Origin of the sequence: Serinicoccus profundi (genome assembly GCF_008001015.1) — a bacterium.
Taxonomy (GTDB): Bacteria; Actinomycetota; Actinomycetes; order Actinomycetales; family Dermatophilaceae; genus Ornithinicoccus; species Ornithinicoccus profundi.
In genome coordinates this window covers 1,752,981-1,771,465 of the sequence record NZ_CP042862.1, presented here as the reverse complement: position 1 = coordinate 1,771,465, position 18,485 = coordinate 1,752,981, and the positions used below count along the sequence as shown (strand labels likewise).

The 18,485-nt window shown below is 71.9% G+C and carries 20 protein-coding genes; 13 read left to right on the top strand and 7 right to left on the bottom strand.

All coding sequences use genetic code 11. The features are described 5' to 3' along the window. Positions 1–5: 5 nt before the first annotated feature. The 4 genes from FA582_RS08215 to FA582_RS08200 are packed head-to-tail and all read left to right on the top strand — an operon-like array spanning position 6 to position 2,911. Positions 6–1,343 carry a SufS family cysteine desulfurase gene (locus tag FA582_RS08215; RefSeq protein WP_010148518.1) on the top strand — a complete coding sequence of 446 codons (1,338 nt, stop codon included), beginning with the start codon at positions 6–8 and terminating at the stop codon, positions 1,341–1,343. Between the two features lie 16 nt (positions 1,344–1,359). Continuing rightward, positions 1,360–1,848 carry a Fe-S cluster assembly sulfur transfer protein SufU gene (sufU, locus tag FA582_RS08210; protein ID WP_010148517.1) on the top strand — a complete coding sequence of 163 codons (489 nt, stop codon included), beginning with the start codon at positions 1,360–1,362 and terminating at the stop codon, positions 1,846–1,848. Between the two features lie 37 nt (positions 1,849–1,885). Further along, positions 1,886–2,209, top strand: coding sequence for a metal-sulfur cluster assembly factor (locus FA582_RS08205; RefSeq protein WP_010148516.1), 324 nt, complete (start codon positions 1,886–1,888; stop codon positions 2,207–2,209). An 18-nt stretch (positions 2,210–2,227) separates the two neighbouring features. Then, positions 2,228–2,911, top strand: coding sequence for an acVLRF1 family peptidyl-tRNA hydrolase (locus FA582_RS08200; RefSeq protein ID WP_010148515.1), 684 nt, complete (start codon positions 2,228–2,230; stop codon positions 2,909–2,911). A gap of 245 nt (positions 2,912–3,156) precedes the next feature. Here the strand turns inward: FA582_RS08200 and FA582_RS08195 are convergent, their stop codons facing one another. Continuing rightward, positions 3,157–4,491, bottom strand: a complete 1,335-nt coding sequence (locus FA582_RS08195) for a dicarboxylate/amino acid:cation symporter (protein WP_010148514.1) — start codon at positions 4,489–4,491, stop codon at positions 3,157–3,159. 94 nt (positions 4,492–4,585) lie between these two features. Then, positions 4,586–5,467: a KPN_02809 family neutral zinc metallopeptidase gene (ypfJ, locus tag FA582_RS08190; RefSeq protein ID WP_010148513.1), complete on the bottom strand. Its 882-nt coding sequence runs from the start codon at positions 5,465–5,467 to the stop codon at positions 4,586–4,588. Between the two features lie 163 nt (positions 5,468–5,630). On the opposite strand from ypfJ, the gene FA582_RS08185 reads away from it, so the two are divergent. Continuing rightward, on the top strand, positions 5,631–7,229 hold the full coding sequence (locus tag FA582_RS08185; protein WP_010148512.1) for an ABC-F family ATP-binding cassette domain-containing protein: 1,599 nt from the start codon (positions 5,631–5,633) through the stop codon (positions 7,227–7,229). A 35-nt stretch (positions 7,230–7,264) separates the two neighbouring features. Next, positions 7,265–9,112: an ABC transporter ATP-binding protein gene (locus tag FA582_RS08180; RefSeq protein WP_033229225.1), complete on the top strand. Its 1,848-nt coding sequence runs from the start codon at positions 7,265–7,267 to the stop codon at positions 9,110–9,112. 28 nt (positions 9,113–9,140) lie between these two features. Here the strand turns inward: FA582_RS08180 and FA582_RS08175 are convergent, their stop codons facing one another. Genes FA582_RS08175 through FA582_RS08165 form a run of 3 tightly spaced genes read right to left on the bottom strand, consistent with a single transcriptional unit; the run spans position 9,141 to position 10,589 of the window. Further along, positions 9,141–9,959, bottom strand: a complete 819-nt coding sequence (locus tag FA582_RS08175; protein WP_010148510.1) for an SURF1 family cytochrome oxidase biogenesis protein — start codon at positions 9,957–9,959, stop codon at positions 9,141–9,143. A gap of 1 nt (position 9,960) precedes the next feature. After that, a complete protein-coding gene (locus FA582_RS08170; protein ID WP_010148509.1) occupies positions 9,961–10,182 on the bottom strand; it encodes a hypothetical protein in 222 nt (73 codons plus the stop codon). Continuing rightward, a complete protein-coding gene (locus tag FA582_RS08165; protein ID WP_141567687.1) occupies positions 10,179–10,589 on the bottom strand; it encodes a DUF3099 domain-containing protein in 411 nt (136 codons plus the stop codon). Before FA582_RS08165 ends, FA582_RS08170 begins: the two co-directional genes overlap by 4 nt. Positions 10,590–10,617: 28 nt before the next feature. On the opposite strand from FA582_RS08165, the gene fabG reads away from it, so the two are divergent. Next, a complete protein-coding gene (gene fabG, locus FA582_RS08160; protein WP_169316067.1) occupies positions 10,618–11,358 on the top strand; it encodes a beta-ketoacyl-ACP reductase in 741 nt (246 codons plus the stop codon). A 56-nt stretch (positions 11,359–11,414) separates the two neighbouring features. Continuing rightward, positions 11,415–12,170 carry an enoyl-ACP reductase FabI gene (gene fabI, locus FA582_RS08155; RefSeq protein WP_010148506.1) on the top strand — a complete coding sequence of 252 codons (756 nt, stop codon included), beginning with the start codon at positions 11,415–11,417 and terminating at the stop codon, positions 12,168–12,170. Positions 12,171–12,215: 45 nt separating this feature from the next. Here the strand turns inward: fabI and glgC are convergent, their stop codons facing one another. Beyond that, positions 12,216–13,472, bottom strand: a complete 1,257-nt coding sequence (gene glgC, locus FA582_RS08150) for a glucose-1-phosphate adenylyltransferase (protein WP_029541466.1) — start codon at positions 13,470–13,472, stop codon at positions 12,216–12,218. A 64-nt stretch (positions 13,473–13,536) separates the two neighbouring features. Here glgC and glgA point away from each other — a divergent pair, with 64 nt between their 5' ends. Together glgA and FA582_RS08140 are read left to right on the top strand one after the other, a co-directional pair. After that, the gene (gene glgA / locus FA582_RS08145) at positions 13,537–14,784 is read left to right on the top strand and encodes a glycogen synthase (protein ID WP_010148503.1); all 1,248 of its coding nucleotides are present in this window, start codon (positions 13,537–13,539) and stop codon (positions 14,782–14,784) included. A gap of 54 nt (positions 14,785–14,838) precedes the next feature. Then, a complete protein-coding gene (locus FA582_RS08140; protein ID WP_141567686.1) occupies positions 14,839–15,225 on the top strand; it encodes a four-helix bundle copper-binding protein in 387 nt (128 codons plus the stop codon). 11 nt (positions 15,226–15,236) lie between these two features. On the opposite strand, the gene FA582_RS08135 is transcribed toward FA582_RS08140, so the two are convergent. Further along, positions 15,237–16,001, bottom strand: a complete 765-nt coding sequence (locus tag FA582_RS08135) for a hypothetical protein (protein WP_010148501.1) — start codon at positions 15,999–16,001, stop codon at positions 15,237–15,239. Between the two features lie 44 nt (positions 16,002–16,045). On the opposite strand from FA582_RS08135, the gene FA582_RS08130 reads away from it, so the two are divergent. Genes FA582_RS08130 through FA582_RS08120 form a run of 3 tightly spaced genes read left to right on the top strand, consistent with a single transcriptional unit; the run spans position 16,046 to position 18,464 of the window. After that, positions 16,046–16,855, top strand: coding sequence for an ABC transporter ATP-binding protein (locus FA582_RS08130; RefSeq protein ID WP_010148500.1), 810 nt, complete (start codon positions 16,046–16,048; stop codon positions 16,853–16,855). Further along, entirely contained in the window at positions 16,852–17,616 is a 765-nt protein-coding gene (locus FA582_RS08125) for a sulfite exporter TauE/SafE family protein (protein WP_010148499.1), read from the top strand. Before FA582_RS08130 ends, FA582_RS08125 begins: the two co-directional genes overlap by 4 nt. Beyond that, positions 17,613–18,464 (top strand): TrmH family RNA methyltransferase, encoded by an 852-nt coding sequence (locus FA582_RS08120; RefSeq protein WP_237707537.1) that lies wholly within the window; start codon positions 17,613–17,615, stop codon positions 18,462–18,464. The genes FA582_RS08125 and FA582_RS08120 overlap by 4 nt, the downstream gene beginning before the upstream one ends. Positions 18,465–18,485: the final 21 nt, after the last annotated feature.

The window sequence follows — 18,485 nt, the reverse complement described above, 5'->3', positions numbered from 1 at the left end:
GAGGTATGCCGAACGGTCGACCGGTGGCGCAGCCGCTGAGCGGGGTGGAGATCGCCCGGATCCGGGCTGACTTCCCGCTGCTCGGGCGGACGGTGCGCGACGGTCGACCGCTCGTCTACCTCGACAGCGGCGCCACGTCGCAGAAGCCGCGCGTGGTCCTCGACGCCGAGCGCGAGTTCTACGAGCGGCACAACGCCGCCGTGCACCGCGGCGCCCACCAGCTCGCCGAGGAGGCGACCGACGCCTTCGAGGGGGCGCGCGCCAGGGTCGCGGGCTTCCTCGGCGCCGACGCCGGTGAGGTCGTCTTCACCAAGAACGGCACCGAGGGGCTCAACCTGCTCGCGTATGCCTTCTCCAACGCGTCGGCGCCCGGCGCGCTGGACGGTGCGGAGGAGGCGTGGGCGCAGCGGCTGCGGATCGGCCCGGGCGACGAGGTCGTGGTGACCGAGATGGAGCACCACGCCAACCTCGTGCCCTGGCAGGAGCTGTGCCGCCGCACCGGGGCGACCCTGCGCTGGATCGGGGTGAGCGACGACGGCGAGCTCGACGTCGACACCCTGGACGACGTCGTGGGGGAGCGCACCCGGGTGGTGGCCCTCACCCATGTCTCCAACGTGCTCGGCACGCTCAACGACATCGGTCCCGCCTCACCCGTCGTGCAGGCGGCGCGCGACGTCGGCGCGATCGTCGTCCTCGACGCCTGCCAGTCCGCGCCGCACCTGGACATCCGAGCACTGACCGCACCGGACTCCGGCGTCGACGCGCTCGTCTTCACCGGCCACAAGACCCTCGGCCCCAGTGGCGTCGGCGTCCTGTGGGCCCGGCGCGGGCTCCTCGAGGCGATGCCGCCCTTCCTCACCGGCGGGTCGATGATCGAGATCGTCCGGATGGAGGGGTCCACCTGGGCACCGCCCCCGGCGAAGTTCGAGGCGGGGGTGCCCATGGCGGCGCAGGCCGTCGGCCTCGCCGCCGGCCTCGACTACCTCACCGAGGTGGGGCTGGACCGCGTGCACGCCCACGACCAGCAGCTCATGCGGCATACCCTCGATGTGCTGGCCGACCGGCCCTGGGTCCGCGTCCTCGGGCCGGAGGACCCGGCGCGACGGGTCGGTGCGGTCGCCTTCGTCGTCGACGGCGTCCACCCCCACGACGTGGGGCAGGTGCTCGACGACTCCGGCATCGCCGTGCGCACCGGGCACCACTGCGCCTGGCCGCTGCACCGCCGCCTGCGCGTGCCCGCCTCGACCCGGGCGAGCTTCGCGGTCTACACCGGCCTGGAGGAGATCGACGCCTTCGCGCAGGCGCTGGACCGGGTGCCCGACGTCTTCGGACTGGCCGGATGAGAGGCAGGGACCGCTGATGGATCTGTATGGCGAGCTCATCCTCGACCACGCCAAGCGCCCGCAGCACGCCGGGTTGCGGGAGCCCTTCGACGTCGAGGTCAACCACGTCAACCCCACCTGCGGTGACGAGATCAGCCTCCGGGTTCACCTGGAGAGCGTGACCGGCGGCCCGCAGGACGGGGCGCAGGTGCTGCGCGACGTGTCCTACGACGCCCTCGGCTGCTCGATCTCGGTCGCCTCCGCCTCCGTGCTCGCCGAGGAGTGCCTGGGCCGCCCGGTCGCCGACACGCTGCAGACCTACCGCCACCTGCACGCCATGCTCACCAGCCGCGGGCAGGACCCCGGTGACGCCGAGCAGATCGGTGACGCCGTCGCGTTCGCCGGCGTCGCGAAGTACCCCGCCCGGGTGAAGTGCGCGCTGCTGCCCTGGACCGCCTACCTCGACGCCCTCGCGCGCGCCGGTGCGGACATCTCCGCCGCCAGCGAGCGACCCGAGGGCGCCTGACCCGACCACCGACCCTTCACCACCCTTGGAGGAACGCATGACCACCACCACCCCGCCCAATGTCGCCGATGTCGAAGAGGCCCTGCGCGACGTCGTGGACCCCGAGCTCGGCATCAACGTCGTCGACCTGGGTCTCGTCTACGGCGTCACGGTCGACGCGGCCAGCCACGCCGTCATCGACATGACCCTCACCTCCGCCGCGTGCCCCCTGACGGACGTCATCGAGGACCAGGTCGCGCAGAGCCTGGAGGGCCTGGTCACGAGCCACCGGATCAACTGGGTCTGGATGCCGCCGTGGGGCCCGGACAAGATCACCGAGGACGGCCGCGAGCAGCTGCGTGCCCTCGGCTTCAACGTCTGAGGCGCGAGAGCCTCACCGATGGTCTCGACCCACCTCGTCGACGTCGCTCCCGAGCGGCTCGCGGGGTGGGTCGAGCGGTTCGTGGCCTCGCACGGGCCGGTGAGCTGGTCGGTCGCCGAGGCTGAGGTCGAGGGGGCCGCGGGGTCTGTGCCGGGCTGGCGTGGTCTGGCGGCCGACGGCTCGTGGGCGGCCCTGCGCTCGTGGCGACCGGCCGAGGGGGCGGGGGAGCCCGGCCCGGTGCCGGGGTGGGAGGTGCCGCCCGGCCTGCTCGTGGTGCTCGTGCGTCGTGGGGGGTATGCCGTCGCTGTCGTCGCCGAGGACGGCTCGCTCGTGCGGCACAAGGTCGGCACCCGGCATGTGCAGTCACGCACCGCTGCCGGTGGCTGGAGCCAGCAGCGGTTCGCCCGCCGACGGGGCAACCAGGCCGACGCCCTGGTCGAGGCGGTCGCGGGGCATACCGCTCGGGTGCTGGGGGAGGCAGAGGAGATGACCACGGCGGCTTCCGTGGCGCTCGGGGGCCTCGTCGTCGGCGGCGACCGCACGCTGGCCGAGGCCGCCCTGCAGGAGCTGCCTGCCGCACGGTCGTCCGTCCGAGAGCTGCCCCGCCGTGAGCTGTGGGACCTGCCGGACCCGCGACGCACGGTTCTGGACGACGCCGTGCGCCGCGGGCGCGCAGTGCGGGTCGTGGTCCACAACGCCTGAGCAGGCGCAACCGTTCGCGTCACGAGGAACGTGGAGGATGCCTGCGCGTGGACGGATCCTCGTCGGCAGTGGGGCCGTGGTGGGGAGGATGCCTGCGCGTGGACGGATCCTCATCGGCAGAGGGGCCGGGGCTGGGGAGGATGCCTGCGCGTGTACGGATCCTCCCCGCTGGTCGTGACAGCAGCAGGGGCCGCCGGCTGCCGGTGCGGCAGCGGGCGGCCCCTGCTGGGGTGGGATCTCGTGCGTCAGGCGTGGGCCGGGACGCCCTCGACCTCACGCTCCTCCCGCCAGGGCAGGCCCTTGCGGTCGGCGTTGTAGACGTCCTCGTCGAGGATGCCCTCGCGCTTGGCCACGATGGTCGGGATGAGCGCCTGACCGGTGACGTTGGTCGCGGTGCGGCCCATGTCGAGGATCGGGTCGACGGCCAGCAGCAGACCCACGCCCTCCAGCGGCAGACCCAGGGTCGACAGCGTGAGGGTGAGCATGACGGTCGCGCCGGTGACGCCGGCGGTCGCGGCCGAGCCGATGACCGAGACGAAGGCGATGAGCAGGTAGTCGGTCACCCCGAGGGAGACGCCGAAGAACTGCGCCACGAAGATCGCCGCGATCGCGGGGTAGATGGCCGCGCAGCCGTCCATCTTGGTCGTCGCGCCCAGCGGCACGGCGAAGCTGGAGTAGGCACGGGGCACGCCGAGGTTGCGCTCGGTGACGGCCTGGGTGACCGGCAGGGTGCCGATCGAGGAACGCGACACGAAGGCCAGCTGCATGGCCGGCCAGGCGCCGGTGAAGAACTGCTTGATCGACAGGCCGTGCAGGCGCAGCAGCACCGGGTAGAGCACCGCGACGACGAGCAGCAGGCCGACGTAGACCGCCAGGGTGAAGCGGCCCAGCGACCCGATGGTCTCCCACCCGTAGGACACGATGGCGTTGCCGAGCAGGCCGACGGTCGCGATCGGGGCCAAGAGGATGACCCACCACAGGACCTTCTGGACGACTGAGAGCGCCGAGCGGGTGAAGGCCAGGAACGGGTCGGCCTCCTTGCCCACCTTCACCACGGCGATGCCGACGGCGATGGCCAGGACGAGGATCTGCAGAACGTTGAAGTTGAGGCTGATGCCGTCGTCGCCCTCGTTGGCGTAGATGCCCAGGCTGTTCGCCGGGATGAGCCCGGTGAGGAAGTCGAGCCAGCCGCCGGTGCTCGACGGGGCGACGGCGTCGGCCTCGGTCACACCGGCACCGCGGGCCGGGTCGATGACCCAGCCGAGGACCATACCGATGGACACCGAGATCAGCGCCGTGATGGCGAACCACAGGAGGGTCTGCCAGGCGAGGCGGGCGGCGTTGGTCACCTCTCGCAGGTTGGCGATCGAGGAGACGATCGCGAGGAAGACCAGCGGCGGCACGATGGTGCGCAGCAGGGTGACGAAGGAGGAGCCGATGATGGCGAGGGTCTCGGAGAGCCAGGTGGGGTTGTCGGCGCTGGCGCCGGTGGACCGGGCGACGAGGCCCAGCACGACACCGAGCACGAGGCCGATGAGCACCTGGGTGCCGAAGGACACCCGGCGAAGACGGGACAACACGAGCACGAACCTTCCGATGGGGATGAGATGACGCAACCGTCATCCCAACGGAGGGTTATGACCCGCTATTCCACCAGGCGGGCTGTGACCTCGCTCACCCCTGGAAGTCGTCGACGCTCTCGGCGTTGAGGGTGTCGCACTGGTTGGCGTCCTTCGACTCATACCCGCGCATGAACCACCCCATCCGCTGCTCGGAGCTGCCGTGGCTCCAGGTATGCGGTGCGACCTGGCCCTGGGTCTTCTCCTGGATGCTGTCGTCGCCGACGGCGGAGGCGGCGGACAGCGCGGACTCGATGTCCTCGCGGCTCAGCTCCTCCAGCAGGGCACCTCCCTCGGAGTCCTCGGTCTGGGTGGCGTTGCCCGCCCACGCTCCGGCGAAGCAGTCGGCCTGCAGCTCGACGCGCACGGCACCGGACTCCGGACCGCGCGGGTCCTGCTGGGAGTACTGCAGCGCGCCGGTGTAGTTCTGCACGTGATGGCCGTACTCGTGCGCCAGGACGTACATCTGGCTGAAGTTGCCGCCGTCGGCCCCGAGCTGGCTCTCGAGCTGGTTGAAGAAGCTCGTGTCGAGGTAGATCCGACTGTCCACCGGGCAGTAGAAGGGGCCGACCGCGCTGGTGGCCGACCCGCACTGGGTCTGGACGGAGCCGGAGAAGAGGATGGCGTTGGTGGGCTCGGCGTCGGGGAGGACCTCGGTCCAGTAGTCCTCCAGCGACACCATGGTCGCCTTCATCCGGCAGTCGACGTCGGTATTGGCATCCGCGCCCGTCTGGCACTCGGCGAGGTCGACATTCTCGGCCTGCGGGGCCTGGCCCTGCTGCCCACCCAGCACGTCGCCGGGGTTGCCGCCCAGCAGCATGACGACCAGGGCGAGCACCAGCGCGCCCAGCCCGCCGCCGACCGCGACACCACCACCGCCACCACCGCCGCGGCTGGCGCGCCCGCTGCCGATGTTGGCGTTCTCCCTGAAGGTCATCCCTGCTGCCTCTCGCCTGCGCCGGTCGGGCGACCAGTGCCTAGCGCGTAGACTAGTCACCCGGCCTTCCCGGTGCAGCCGCTGCACCCCCGGACCGCCGCCGGACCCCACCTCCCACGCAGTGCCCTCCTGGTGCTGCCCCGCGCACGAGAAGGAGCCCCACGTGATCAGCGCCTCCGGTGTCGAGATCCGCGTCGGCTCCCGCCTGCTCATGGAGGACGTCACCTTCCGGGTCGGGTCGGGTGACCGCGTGGGTCTGGTGGGCCGCAACGGGGCCGGCAAGACGACGCTCACCCGGATGCTGTCCGGTGAGGGCCAGCCGGCCGCGGGCACGATCACCCGGACCGGCCAGATCGGCTACCTGCCGCAGGACCCGCGCACCGGCGACCTCGAGGTCCTCGGCCGCGACCGGATCCTGTCGGCGCGGGGGCTGGACGAGATCATCCGCGGCCTGCGGAAGGCCGAGGAGACCATGGCCACGGCGGACGACGACGCGCGGGAGCGCGCCATGACGCGGTATACTCGGCTCGAGGCCGAGTTCACCAGCCGGGGCGGGTATGCCGCCGAGTCCGAGGCCGCCTCCATCGCGAGCAGCCTGGGACTGCCGGACCGGGTGCTGGGGCAGCCGCTGCGCACGCTCTCCGGCGGTCAGCGCCGACGGATCGAGCTCGCCCGCATCCTCTTCTCCGGCGCCGACACGCTGCTGCTCGACGAGCCGACCAACCACCTCGACGCCGACTCGGTGGTCTGGCTGCGCGAGCACCTCAAGGCGCACACCGGTGGACTCATGGTCATCTCGCACGACGTCGACCTCATCGAGACCGTCGTTACCAAGGTGTTCTACCTCGACGCCAACCGGCAGGTCCTCGACGTCTACAACATGGGGTGGAAGGCCTACCTCGCCCAGCGCGAGGCCGACGAGCGCCGGCGCCACCGTGAGCGGGCCAACACCGAGAAGAAGGCGTCCGCCCTGCTCGCCCAGGCCGACAAGATGCGGGCCAAGGCGACCAAGGCCGTGGCCGCGCAGAACATGGCCCGGCGCGCCGAGCGGATGATGGCGGGGCTGGAGGGGGAGCGGCAGACGGACAAGGTCGCCAAGCTGCGCTTCCCCACGCCCGCCTCCTGCGGCCGGACGCCGCTCACCGCGGAGGGCCTGTCCCGGTCCTACGGCAGCCTGGAGATCTTCACCGACGTCGACCTGGCGATCGACCGCGGCTCCCGGGTGGTCGTGCTGGGCCTCAACGGTGCCGGCAAGACGACCCTGCTGCGGTTGCTCGCCGGGATCGACGACCCCGACACGGGGGAGGTGCAGCCGGGGCACGGTCTCAAGCTGGGCTACTACGCGCAGGAGCACGAGACCCTCGACGTGAACCGCAGCGTGCTGGAGAACATGAAGTCCGCCGCGCCCGACCTCGACGAGACCGAGACCCGCAAGGTGCTCGGTTCCTTCCTCTTCTCCGGCGACGACGTGGACAAGCCGGCAGGTGTCCTCTCCGGCGGGGAGAAGACGCGCCTGGCCCTGGCGACGCTGGTCGTCTCGGCGGCCAACGTGCTGCTGCTCGACGAGCCCACCAACAACCTCGACCCGGCCTCGCGGGAAGAGGTGCTGGCCGCCCTGCGTTCGTACGAGGGTGCCGTCGTCCTGGTCAGCCACGACGAGGGTGCCGTGCAGGCGCTCGAGCCCGAGCGGGTCCTGCTGCTCCCGGACGGCGTCGAGGACCTCTGGGGACGCGACTACGAGGATCTCATCGCCCTGGCCTGAGGGGCGATCAGGAAGGTGGCCCGGTGACGGTCGGTATGCGTGGCGGGACGTTCCGCAGCTTCGCCAAGGACCGCGATGTCGCCGACCACAAGATCGGCCGGGAGACGGCCCTGCGGGTCGCCTCCTACGGCCTCCCCTTCGTCGCCAAGATCGCGGTCTACCTCGTCCTGACGGTGCTCGCCGGGGCCCTCGTCACCGCGATGCCGCTGCTGCTCGGACGCATCATCGACGACGGCGTCGACGTCGGGGACCGTGACCTCGTCATCCGGCTGTCGCTCGTCGTGGCCGCGCTGGCGGTGCTCGAGGCGGTCGTCACCGTCCTGAGCCGGTGGTTCGGCTCCCGCATCGGTGAAGGACTGATCTACAACCTGCGCCGCGAGGTCTTCAGCCACGTCCTGCGCCAGCCCATCGCCTTCTTCACCCGCGCCCAGACCGGTGCGCTGGTCTCCCGCCTCAACAGCGACGTCATCGGGGCGCAGACCGCCTTCACCTCGATCCTGTCCGGCTTCGTCAGCAGCCTCGTGCAGCTCGTGCTCATCCTCGTCGCACTCTTCTCGATGAGCTGGCAGATCACCCTGCTGGCGCTGCTCCTGGTGCCGTTGTTCATCGTGCCCGCCCGCTTCATGGGGGCCCGGCTCTCCACCCTGACGCGCCGCCAGATGGGTCTCAACGCCGACATGCAGGCGCGGATGACCGAGCGGTTCAACGTCGGCGGGGCCCTGCTGGTGCGCCTCTTCGGACGCCCGGCGACCGAGGACGCGGAGTATGCCGAGCGTGCGGCCGGGGTGCGCGACTCCGGAATCTCCATCGCGGTCAACCGGGTCTTCTTCACGGCGGCGCTCGGCCTCGTCGCGGCCCTCGCGACCGCGCTCGTCTACGGCATGGGTGGCGTGATGGTGGTGGCCGGCACGCTCACCACCGGCACCCTGGTCGCGATGTCGACCCTGCTGACCCGGATGTATGCACCGTTGACCGCGCTCTCCAACGTGCGGGTGGACATCATGACGGCCCTGGTGAGCTTCGAGCGGATCTTCGAGGTCCTGGACCTGCGACCCCTGGTCCGGGAGGCCGACGAGCCCCGCGACCTGCCCTCCGGGCCGGTGTCGGTGGAGCTGTCCGGAGTGAGCTTCTCCTACCCCGACGCCGACGAGGTGTCGATCGCGAGCCTGGAGCAGCGACCGGAGGCCGAGGTCACGGACGGCCACCGGGTGCTGGCCGACGTCAGCGCCGAGGTGCCCGCAGGGTCGATGGTGGCTCTGGTCGGCCCGTCGGGTGCGGGCAAGTCGACCTTGACGACGCTGGTGAGCCGGCTCTACGACCCGTCGGCCGGCACGGTCCGCATCGGGGGGGTGGACCTGCGGGAAGCCTCGCTCGACTCGCTGCGCGAGACCGTGGGCGTCGTGACCCAGGAGGCGCACATGTTCAACGACACCGTGCGCGCCAACCTGCTCTATGCCCGGCCCGAGGCGGACGACGCCCAGATCTGGCGGGCGCTGGAAGGGGCCAGGATCGCCGACCTCGTGCGTCGCCTGCCCGGCGGGCTGGACACCGTCGTCGGCGACCGGGGACACCGGCTCTCCGGCGGGGAGAAGCAGCGTCTGGCCATCGCCCGACTGCTGCTGAAGTCACCGGCGGTCGTCGTGCTCGACGAGGCCACCGCCCACCTCGACAGCGAGTCCGAGGCGGCCGTGCAGCGCGCTCTCGACGAGGCGCTCTCCGGCAGGACCTCCCTCGTCATCGCCCACCGGCTGTCGACGGTGCGCGACGCCGACCAGATCCTCGTGCTCGAGCGCGGCGAGATCGTCCAGCGAGGAACCCATCAGGAGCTGCTCGCCGAGGGTGGCCTCTACGCCGCGCTCTACCGCACGCAGTTCCGCGACTGAGGGCCGACGCGCCTCAGGCGCACGAGGATCAGCCGTCCTCCTCGTCCCAGATGCGCACCTTGCGAGGCTTGCGTGGACCGGGCGGCCGACCGGGTCTCCCGGTGGGCGCGTCCGGGGTGGACGCCAGTCCCTCGTCCTGCGCCTCGCGACGCGCCATGACGAGCACCAGGACCAGACCGACGGGCACGGTGAGCCACCACTGCAACGCGTAGGCGAGGTGCGAGCCGAGGCCCGTGTCGGGCGCAGCCAGCGGGGTGGGCCGCGTCGGCGGCGCGGGCGCCTCCGACTGGAGCACGAGATAGCCCGCGCGTAGGTCGAGCGAGGTGGCGCGGGTCAGGTCCTCGATGCTGATCGAGGCGAGCTGGCCCTCCACCGGCTCCCGGCCCAGGGAGGGCTCCGAGGGCTGCACCCACCCGGTCACCGTGACCTCACCCGTCGGCGCGTCGGGCACCTCGGGCAGCTGCTCGGCCGTCGGGGCGTTGCGCACCCAGCCCCGGTCGACCGCGACGGCGGTGCCGTCCGCCAGCTCCAGCGGCACCACGACCTCGTAGCCATAGACCCCTGCGTACGGGCGGTTGCGGACGAGGTGCTGCTCCTCGGGGAGATAGCGGCCGGTCACCTCGACGCGGCTCCACCGCTCGCCCTCCTGCGGCGGGGTGTCCGTCCCCAGCACCCCGTCGATCGGCACCGGCGCCCCGCCGTAGTTGGCCTCGACGACCGCCCGTCGCTCCACCCTGTCCTCGTGCCGGTTCCACTGCCACAGACCGAGGCCGGCCGTGGTCACCGCGAAGACGACGGCGAGCGCGAGATAGCCGAGCCATCGCGGCCGGCGCAGGACCTGCCACACCTCAGCCGTCCGCCTCGGTGAGCTCCTCGACAGCGATGACCTCGAGGAGGAACCCCCGCAGCTGGACGAAGTCGCGCAGGTGGTCGCGGTGGTCTGCGCAGGCCAGCCAGACCTTGCGCCGGTCTGCGGTGTGCAGGGTCGGGTTGCGCCAGATGACGGCACTCTCCGCCTGCCGACGGCACGCCTTGGCGCTGCAGATCAGCTCGGCAGGAGCGGGGGTCACGACGCGTCGGGGCCGTTCGGGGTATGCCGGTCGCTCACCACGGTGCCGGAGATGACCGCGCCGCTGCGCGAGCCGTCGGTGGGCGTGGACGTCGCGGGGCCGGTCCCCAGGCCCCGCGTGGGCGCCTGGGGAGTGGTGGCGGGGCCCCGGCGCTGGTCCACGGCGTTGGCGACCATGACCGCGAAGGCGGGGATCACGACGGCGAGGGCGACGGCGACCCAGGCGATGGCATACCGCTGCGTGGTGAACGCCCAGACCGCGATCGGGAACGAGGCGGTGCGGATCCCCATGGCCGTGAGGTACTGCCACATCCGACGGCGACGGTCCTCCTCGACCGAGCGGCGCGCGCTCGTCACCGCCTGCGCGGGGCGACGCGCTCCGGCACGGGGGGCGGAGGAGGTGGGCACGTTTCCACGATACGGCTACGGTGGCCCCGTGACGAATCCCAGCACCCCTTCCGCTCCTGCACCCTCGGCCGCCGTGCTCGTGACCGGCGGCAACCGCGGCATCGGCCTGGCCATCGCCCGCGCCTTCGCCGACGCCGGCGACGACGTCGTCATCACCCATCGCAGCGGCGAGCCGCCCGAGGGGCTGCGCGGCGTGCGCTGCGACGTGACCGACTCGGCCAGCGTGGACGCCGCCTTCACCGAGGCGGAGCAGATCCTCGGCCGCCCGGTGGAGGTGCTCGTCGCCAACGCCGGGATCACCAAGGACACCCTGCTCATGCGGATGACCGACGAGGAGTTCGACGCCGTCCTCGACACGAACCTCACCGGCGCCTTCCGCTGCGCGCGGCGGGCCTCCAAGGGCATGATCCGCGCCCGGGCCGGGCGGATCATCCTCATCTCCTCGGTGGTGGGGCTCTACGGCTCGCCAGGGCAGACCAACTACGCCGCGTCCAAGGCGGCGCTCGTCGGGCTGGCCCGGTCGATCACCCGCGAGCTCGGCGGTCGTGGCATCACCGCCAACGTCGTCGCTCCCGGCTTCATCGAGACCGAGATGACCGAGCAGCTGCCGCAGGACCGCCGCACCGCCTACCTCGCGGGCATCCCCTCGGGTCGCTTCGCCCGGCCCGAGGAGGTCGCCGGGGTCGTGCGCTTCCTCGCCGGCCCCGACGCGGGCTACATCAGCGGCGCGGTGATCCCCGTCGACGGTGGCCTCGGGATGGGCCACTGAGCGACACGACCGCGCAGCGGCCTCACCCCGGCGGGGGAACGCATTAGAGTTCCCCCATGCTCCTCGAGGGAAAGAAACTTCTGATCACGGGTGTCCTCATGGACAGTTCCATCGCCTTCCACGTGGCCCGGCTGGCCCAGGAGCAGGGTGCCGAGGTGGTGCTGACCTCCTTCGGGCGGACGATGAGGATCACCCAGACGATCGCGCGGCGGCTGCCGAAGCCGGCGCCCGTCCTCGAGCTGGACGTGCAGAACACCGAGCACCTCGACTCCCTCGCGGAGCGCGTGGGCGAGCACGTCGACCACCTCGACGGGGTGCTGCACTCGATCGGCTTCGCCCCCCAGGGCGCCTTCAACTTCCTCGGGGCGCAGTGGGAGGACGTCGCGACGGCGATGCAGGTGAGCGCCTTCTCGCTCAAGTCCCTGGCCGTGGCCGCGCTGCCGCGGATGAGGGAGGGGGGAGCCGTCGTCGGGCTCACCTTCGACGCGCAGTACGCGTGGCCGGTCTACGACTGGATGGGTGTCTCCAAGGCGGCCTTCGAGGCCACCAGCCGCTACCTCGCCCGCGATCTCGGGCCCAAGGGCATCCGGTCCAACCTCGTGTCGGCGGGCCCCATCTCGACGACGGCGGCCAAGTCGATCCCGGAGTTCGAGCAGTTCGCCCGGTGGAGCGAGCACTCGCCGCTGGGCTGGGACGTCAAGGACCCGGTGCCCGCGGCGCAGGCCTGCGTGGCGCTGCTCTCCGACTGGTTCCCGGCGACCACGGGCGAGATCGTCCACGTGGACGGCGGCTTCCACGCCACCGGCTTCTGAGCCGGTCACCCGCCGCCGACGTGCTGGCCGGCAGCGGCGGCATCCTCACTCGGTGATGACCGTGCCCTTGCCGACGACGACGATGCCAGAGTCGGTGACGGTGAAGCCGCGGGCGCGGTCGTGGTCGTGGTCGACGCCGATGTGGACCCCCGAGGGCACCTGGACGCCCTTGTCGATGATCGCCCGGTGCACCTGGCAGGACCGCCCGATGTCCACGCCGTCCATGAGGACCGAGCCGGTGACGTGGCTGAAGCTGTGCACCATCACCCTCGGGGAGAGCACCGAGTCGGTCACGGTTGCGCCGGAGATGACGCATCCCGGTGAGACCGCGGAGTTGACGGCGTGCCCGACACGGTCACCCGATCCGTGCACGAACTTCGCCGGGGGTTGCGGTCCGTAGTTGGTGTAGATCGGCCAGGCGCCGTTGTAGAGGTTGAACACCGGGTGGACCGAGATGAGGTCCATCTGGGCGTCGTAGTAGGAGTCGAGGGTGCCGACGTCGCGCCAGTAGCCGCGGTCCCGGTCGGTCGCCCCGGCGATCTCGTTGTCCTTGAAGTCGTAGACCCAGGCGTCGTCCTTGTCGACGAAGGCGGGGACGATGTCGCCACCCATGTCGTGCTTGGACCCCTCGTTCTGCGCGTCCATCCGGACGGCCGCCTCGAGCGCGTCGGCGGTGAAGACGTAGTTGCCCATGGAGGCCAGCACCTCCTCGGGGGAGTCGGGCAGGCCCTGGGGGTCGCTCGGCTTCTCGAGGAACTCGCGGATGCGCCGGGGGTCCTGCGGCTGGACGTCGATGACCCCGAACTGGTCGGCGAGGCTGATCGGCTGACGGATCGCGGCGACGGTGCAGGCGGCGCCGGTCTCGACGTGCTGCTCCACCATCTGGGCGAAGTCCATGCGGTAGACGTGGTCGGCCCCCACGACGACGACGATGTCGGGACGCTCGTCGTGCACGAGGTTGAGGCTCTGGTAGATCGCGTCCGCCGACCCCGAGAACCAGCTCTTGCCCAGACGCTGCTGGGCCGGGACCGGAGCGACGTAGTTGCCGAGCAGGGTCGACATACGCCAGGTCTTGGTGATGTGGGCGTCCAGGCTGTGGGACTTGTACTGCGTGAGGACGACGATCTTGAGATAGCCGGAGTTGACGATGTTGGACAGGGCGAAGTCGATGAGCCGGTAGATCCCGCCGAAGGGGACGGCCGGCTTGGCGCGGTCGGCCGTCAGCGGCATGAGTCGCTTCCCCTCCCCACCAGCCAGGACGATCGCCAGAACCTTCAGCCGAGTGCCTCGTTGCGCTGCCATGGGACCAACCTAGACGCAACGTCAACCCATGGCGAGGGGAGGGGCCAGGGGCTACGTTAAGAGGGTGCGCATCGACATCCTGACCCGCGAGTACCCACCCAACATCTACGGGGGAGCGGGCGTCCACGTCGCCGAGCTCACCCGGGCGCTGCGAGCGATCGAGGAGATGGAGGTGCAGGTCCGCGCCTTCGACGAGCCGGAGGACGAGCCGGGCACGACCGGGTATGCCGTCCCCGAGGATCTCGCCGACGCCAACGGTGCTCTGCGCACCCTCGGGGTCGATCTGCTCATGGCGCGCGACGTCGCCGACGGCGGCGCCGACCTGGTGCACAGCCATACGTGGTACGCCAACCTCGGCGGGCACCTCGGGGGCGCGCTGGCGCAGATCCCGCACGTGGTCAGCGCCCACAGCCTGGAGCCGTTGCGCCCGTGGAAGGCCGAGCAGCTCGGGGGAGGGTATGCCGTCTCCTCCATGGCGGAGAAGGTCTCCTACGAGGGCGCGGCCGGGATCATCGCGGTCTCCGCCGGGATGCGCCGGGACATCCTCGCGGCCTACCCGACCGTCGACCCGGATCGGGTCCACATCGTGCACAACGGCATCGACGCCGACCTGTGGCAGCGGGACACCTCGGCGGAGGCTGCGGAGTTCGTCCGGTCCCAGGGGCTGGACCCGCAGGCGCGCACGGTGGTCTTCCTGGGCCGCATCACCCGGCAGAAGGGGCTGCCCTTCCTCCTCAAAGCGCTGCGCGCGCTCGACGACGACGTGCAGGTCGTGCTCCTGGCGGGCGCGCCCGACACCGAGGAGATCAAGGCCGAGGTCATCGGTCTCGTCGACCAGCTGCGCGAGGACCGCGGTGAGCAGGCGGCACCCGTGGTGTGGATCGATGAGATGCTGCCGCGCGCCAAGGTCATCGCCGTCCTCTCCCACGCCACCGTCTTCATGTGCCCGTCGGTCTACGAGCCCCTGGGCATCGTCAACCTCGAGGCGATGGCCTGCGGTGCCGCGGTCGTCGCGACGGCGACCGGAGGCATACCCGAGGTCGTCGTGGACGGCGAGACGGGCTGGCTCGTGCCGATCGAGCAGGTCCAGGACGGCACCGGCACCCCGGTCGACGAGGACGCCTTCGTCGCCGACCTGGGCCGCGCGCTGGTCGAGGCGTGCTCGGACCCGCAGGAGGCCCGGCGTCGCGGTGAGGCGGGCCGGGTGCGTGCGGTCGAGCAGTTCAGCTGGACGACCGTGGCGCAGCGGACGGTCGAGGTCTACCGCGCGGTGCTCGAGGGCCGGGCACCCGACCTGCCGGAGCCGCGCTGAGCCGTCCCACGGCTTCGGGTCGCGGGGCCGCGCGCGGGGTCCTACGGTGCCAGGATGACCGACATCCTCAGAATGCACCCCGACCGCGACACCTTCGACCTCGCCCAGCTGCGGGCCGCCATCGACGCGGCGTCCGCCTGCGCCAGCACGTGCGCGTCCTGCGCGGACGCCTGCCTGCGGGGTGACCACCCGGGCGAGATGGTGCGCTGCATCGACCTGTGCAACCAGTGCGCCGCGATCTGCCGCACCACCGCCGACATCCTCTCCCGCCCGGGCCCCAACGGGGACAGCTGGGAGGAGATCGTGCGCGCCTGCATCGCGGTGTGCCGCGAGTGCGCCGACGAGTGCGGCGGGCACGACATGGACCACTGCCAGGCGTGCGCGCAGGCCTGCCGCGAGTGCGCGGAGGCCTGCGAGGCCCTGCTGTCCGTCGTGGACTGAGGCGCTCGACCTCAGCGCCAGCCCGCGAGGTGCAAGACCGCGGTGTTGGTGGCGTCCGCGAGGGCCGTGGAGGCCACGGCCTGCAGCCAGCGCAGCGTCTGGCTGCGGGCGCTGGTGGTCGCCAGGTCCACGGACTCCAGGGCCGGGTCGAGGCCGGCGTCGGCCAGGGTCAGCACCGTCGCGGCCAGGGCGATGAGCCGCTCAGCCCGCCCCGGCAGCCCCGTTGGCAGCCCCCACGGCTGGGCCTGCGAGGCCGAGCGGAGCCCGGCCAACCGCCCGTCGGCAGCCGCGCCGAAAGGGGCGCCACCGGCCGCGACCAGGGCCTCGGTGTGCGTCGCGAGCTCGGTGCGCAGGCCCAGCTCCACCTGCCCCAGGTCCAGCGCCTCCACGCGGTGGGTGGGGAAGGGATCGGCCTGGTGCAGCGTCCACCGTGCCGACCAGCCGCGGTCGCCCTCGGGCCCGAACTCCTCCAGGCTGGGCACCAGCGCGCCCCCCAGGCCCGGGATGAAGACGCACTCGGCGGCCTCGCTCGCCTCCGCGCGCAGCTCGGCCGAGCCCTGCGGCATACCGGTGAGGTCCCCGGGCCGGGGGAGGGCGACGAGGACGGCGCGCTCACCCAGGCTCTGCCACATCGCCAACGGCTCGATGAGCCCCTCCACGTGGTCGACGTCCGGCAGCGCGCGGGCGGCGACCGTGGCGACGTCCGCGCGGCCCGCGAAGGCCGCCGTCGCCCACAGCGCCACGCGCACGCTCGCCGGGAGCTCGTGATCAGGCATGGGGGCGATGGTAGACACCGACGTCCCGACTAGAGTGGCCCGCCATGAGCGATGTCCTCGAATTCGCCGGTGTCGGTGTGCGGCGCGGCACGACCGACCTGCTCAGCGGCGTCGACTGGTCGGTCGAGGAGGGTGAGCGCTGGGTCGTCATCGGCCCCAACGGCGCGGGCAAGACCACCCTCCTGCAGCTGGCGTCCGGGCGCATGCACCCCACGACGGGTGTCGCCGGCGTCCTGGGTGAGGTGCTGGGTGCCGTCGACGTCTTCGAGCTGCGCCCGCGCATCGGGGTGTCCAGCGCCGCGGTCGCCGACCGGATCCCCGACGAGGAGCGCGTCAGTGACGTCGTCGTGACGGCGGCCTACGGCGTCGTCGGCCGGTGGCGCGAGGAGTATGACGCGACCGACGACGAGCGCGCCGCCGACCTGCTGGAGGCGCTGGGGGTCGCGCACCTCGCCACGCGACGCTTCGGCACGCTGTCGGAGGGTGAGCGCAAGCGCGTGCAGATCGCCCGCGCCCTCATGACCGACCCCGAGCTCATGCTGCTCGACGAACCGGCCGCCGGGCTGGACCTGAGGGGCCGCGAGGACCTCGTGGGGCGCCTCAGCGTGCTCGCCCAGGACCTCGACGCACCGGCGCTGGTGCTCGTCACGCACCACGTCGAGGAGATCCCGCCCGGCTTCACCGACATCCTCATGCTGCGCGAGGGGCGCGTCGTCGCCGCCGGACCCCTCGAGCTCACGCTGACGGCGGAGAACCTCTCGGAGACCTTCGGCATACCCCTGGTCGTCGATCGCCACGGCGAGCGCTGGGCCGCCCGCGCCGCCGACCCGCGCGCCCCGGCCACGCCCGCGTGAGCGCCCTCGAGGTCGTCGCCATCATCCTGGCCGGCCTGGCCGCCGGCACGATCAACACCATCGTGGGGTCCGGGACGCTCGTCACCTTCCCCACACTGCTGCTCTTCGGGTATGCCCCCGTCTCGGCCAACGTGTCCAACTCCCTGGGCCTCGTGCCGGGGGGTCTCACCGGTACCTGGGGCTACCGGCACGAGCTGAGGTCCCTCGGGCCGATGCTGCGGCGACTGGGCCCGGCCAGCCTGGTCGGGTCCGTCATCGGGGCGCTGCTGCTGCTCGTGCTCCCGCCGGCGGCCTTCGAGACCATCGTGCCGGTGCTCATCCTCGTCGCGCTGCTGCTCGTGATCTTCGGGCCCCGGCTGCAGCGGTGGGCGGCCAGCCAGCACGCCGACCGCATCACGCCCGGTCGCTGGGTCGCGCTCATCGTCGGGATCCTGCTGGCCGGGGTCTACGGCGGCTACTTCGGGGCCGCGCAGGGGGTGCTGCTGCTCGGCATCATGAGCATCCTGCTGCCGTTGGGCCTGCAGCAGATCAACGGCATCAAGAATGTCCTCGCCACCATCGCCAACCTCGTCGCCGCCATCGTCTTCCTCGTCGTCGCGCCGGAGCTCGTCGACTGGATGGTCGTGCTGCTCATCAGCATCGGCTCGCTCGTCGGCGGGGTCGTCGGCGCCAGGGTGGGGCGCCGGCTGCCGCCGGTGGTGCTGCGCGGCGTCATCGTCGTCATCGGCACCATCGCCATCGTCAACCTGCTCCTCACGTGAGTGCCGGGACGACCGGGGCCCCTGAGGGGCTGCCCGACGGGGTGCAGTGGATCGAGGACCCGCGCGATGAGCGGGTGCGCGACTACTTCCAGCTCACCGATGTGGCGCTGCGCCGGGTGCTGGAGCCCGCTGAGGGGCTCTACCTCGCCGAGTCCGACAAGGTCATCCGCCGGGCCCTCGCCGCGGGCCACCGGATGCGCTCGCTGCTGCTCACCCCGCGCTGGGCGAGCGAGCTCACCGGCCTCGTCGCGCCGGCGCTGGCGGACGGCATACCGGTGTATGTCGGCAGCGCGGGCGTCATCGAGGAGATGACCGGCTTCCACCTGCACCGGGGCGCCATCGCCGCCATGCACCGCCCGACGATGCCCTCCGTCGAGTCGGTCGTGGCCGGCGCGCGTCGGGTGGCGGTGCTCGAGGACATCGTCGACCACACCAACGTCGGGGCCGCCTTCCGGTCCGCAGCGGCTCTGGGGGTGGACGCCGTGCTCGTCACGCCGCGGTGCGCGGACCCGCTCTACCGCCGCAGCGTGCGCGTGTCGATGGGCACGGTCTTCCAGGTGCCGTGGACGCGGATCGACCCCTGGCCCCACGGGGTGGAGATGTTGCGTGGCCTCGGCTTCACCGTCGCCGCCCTCGCGCTGAGCGATGACGCGGTGAGCCTGGAGGAGCTGGAGCGTCGTGCACCGGAGCGCCTGGCGCTCGTCCTGGGCACCGAAGGAGACGGGCTCTCGCGGCAGACCGTCGACGCCGCCGACCTGGTCGTCCGCATCCCGATGGGCGGGGGAGTGGACAGCCTCAACGTCGCCGCCGCCTCCGCCGTGGCGTTCTGGGCCGTGCGAGCGCGCTGAGCGCCGGGAGCGATGCGGGAC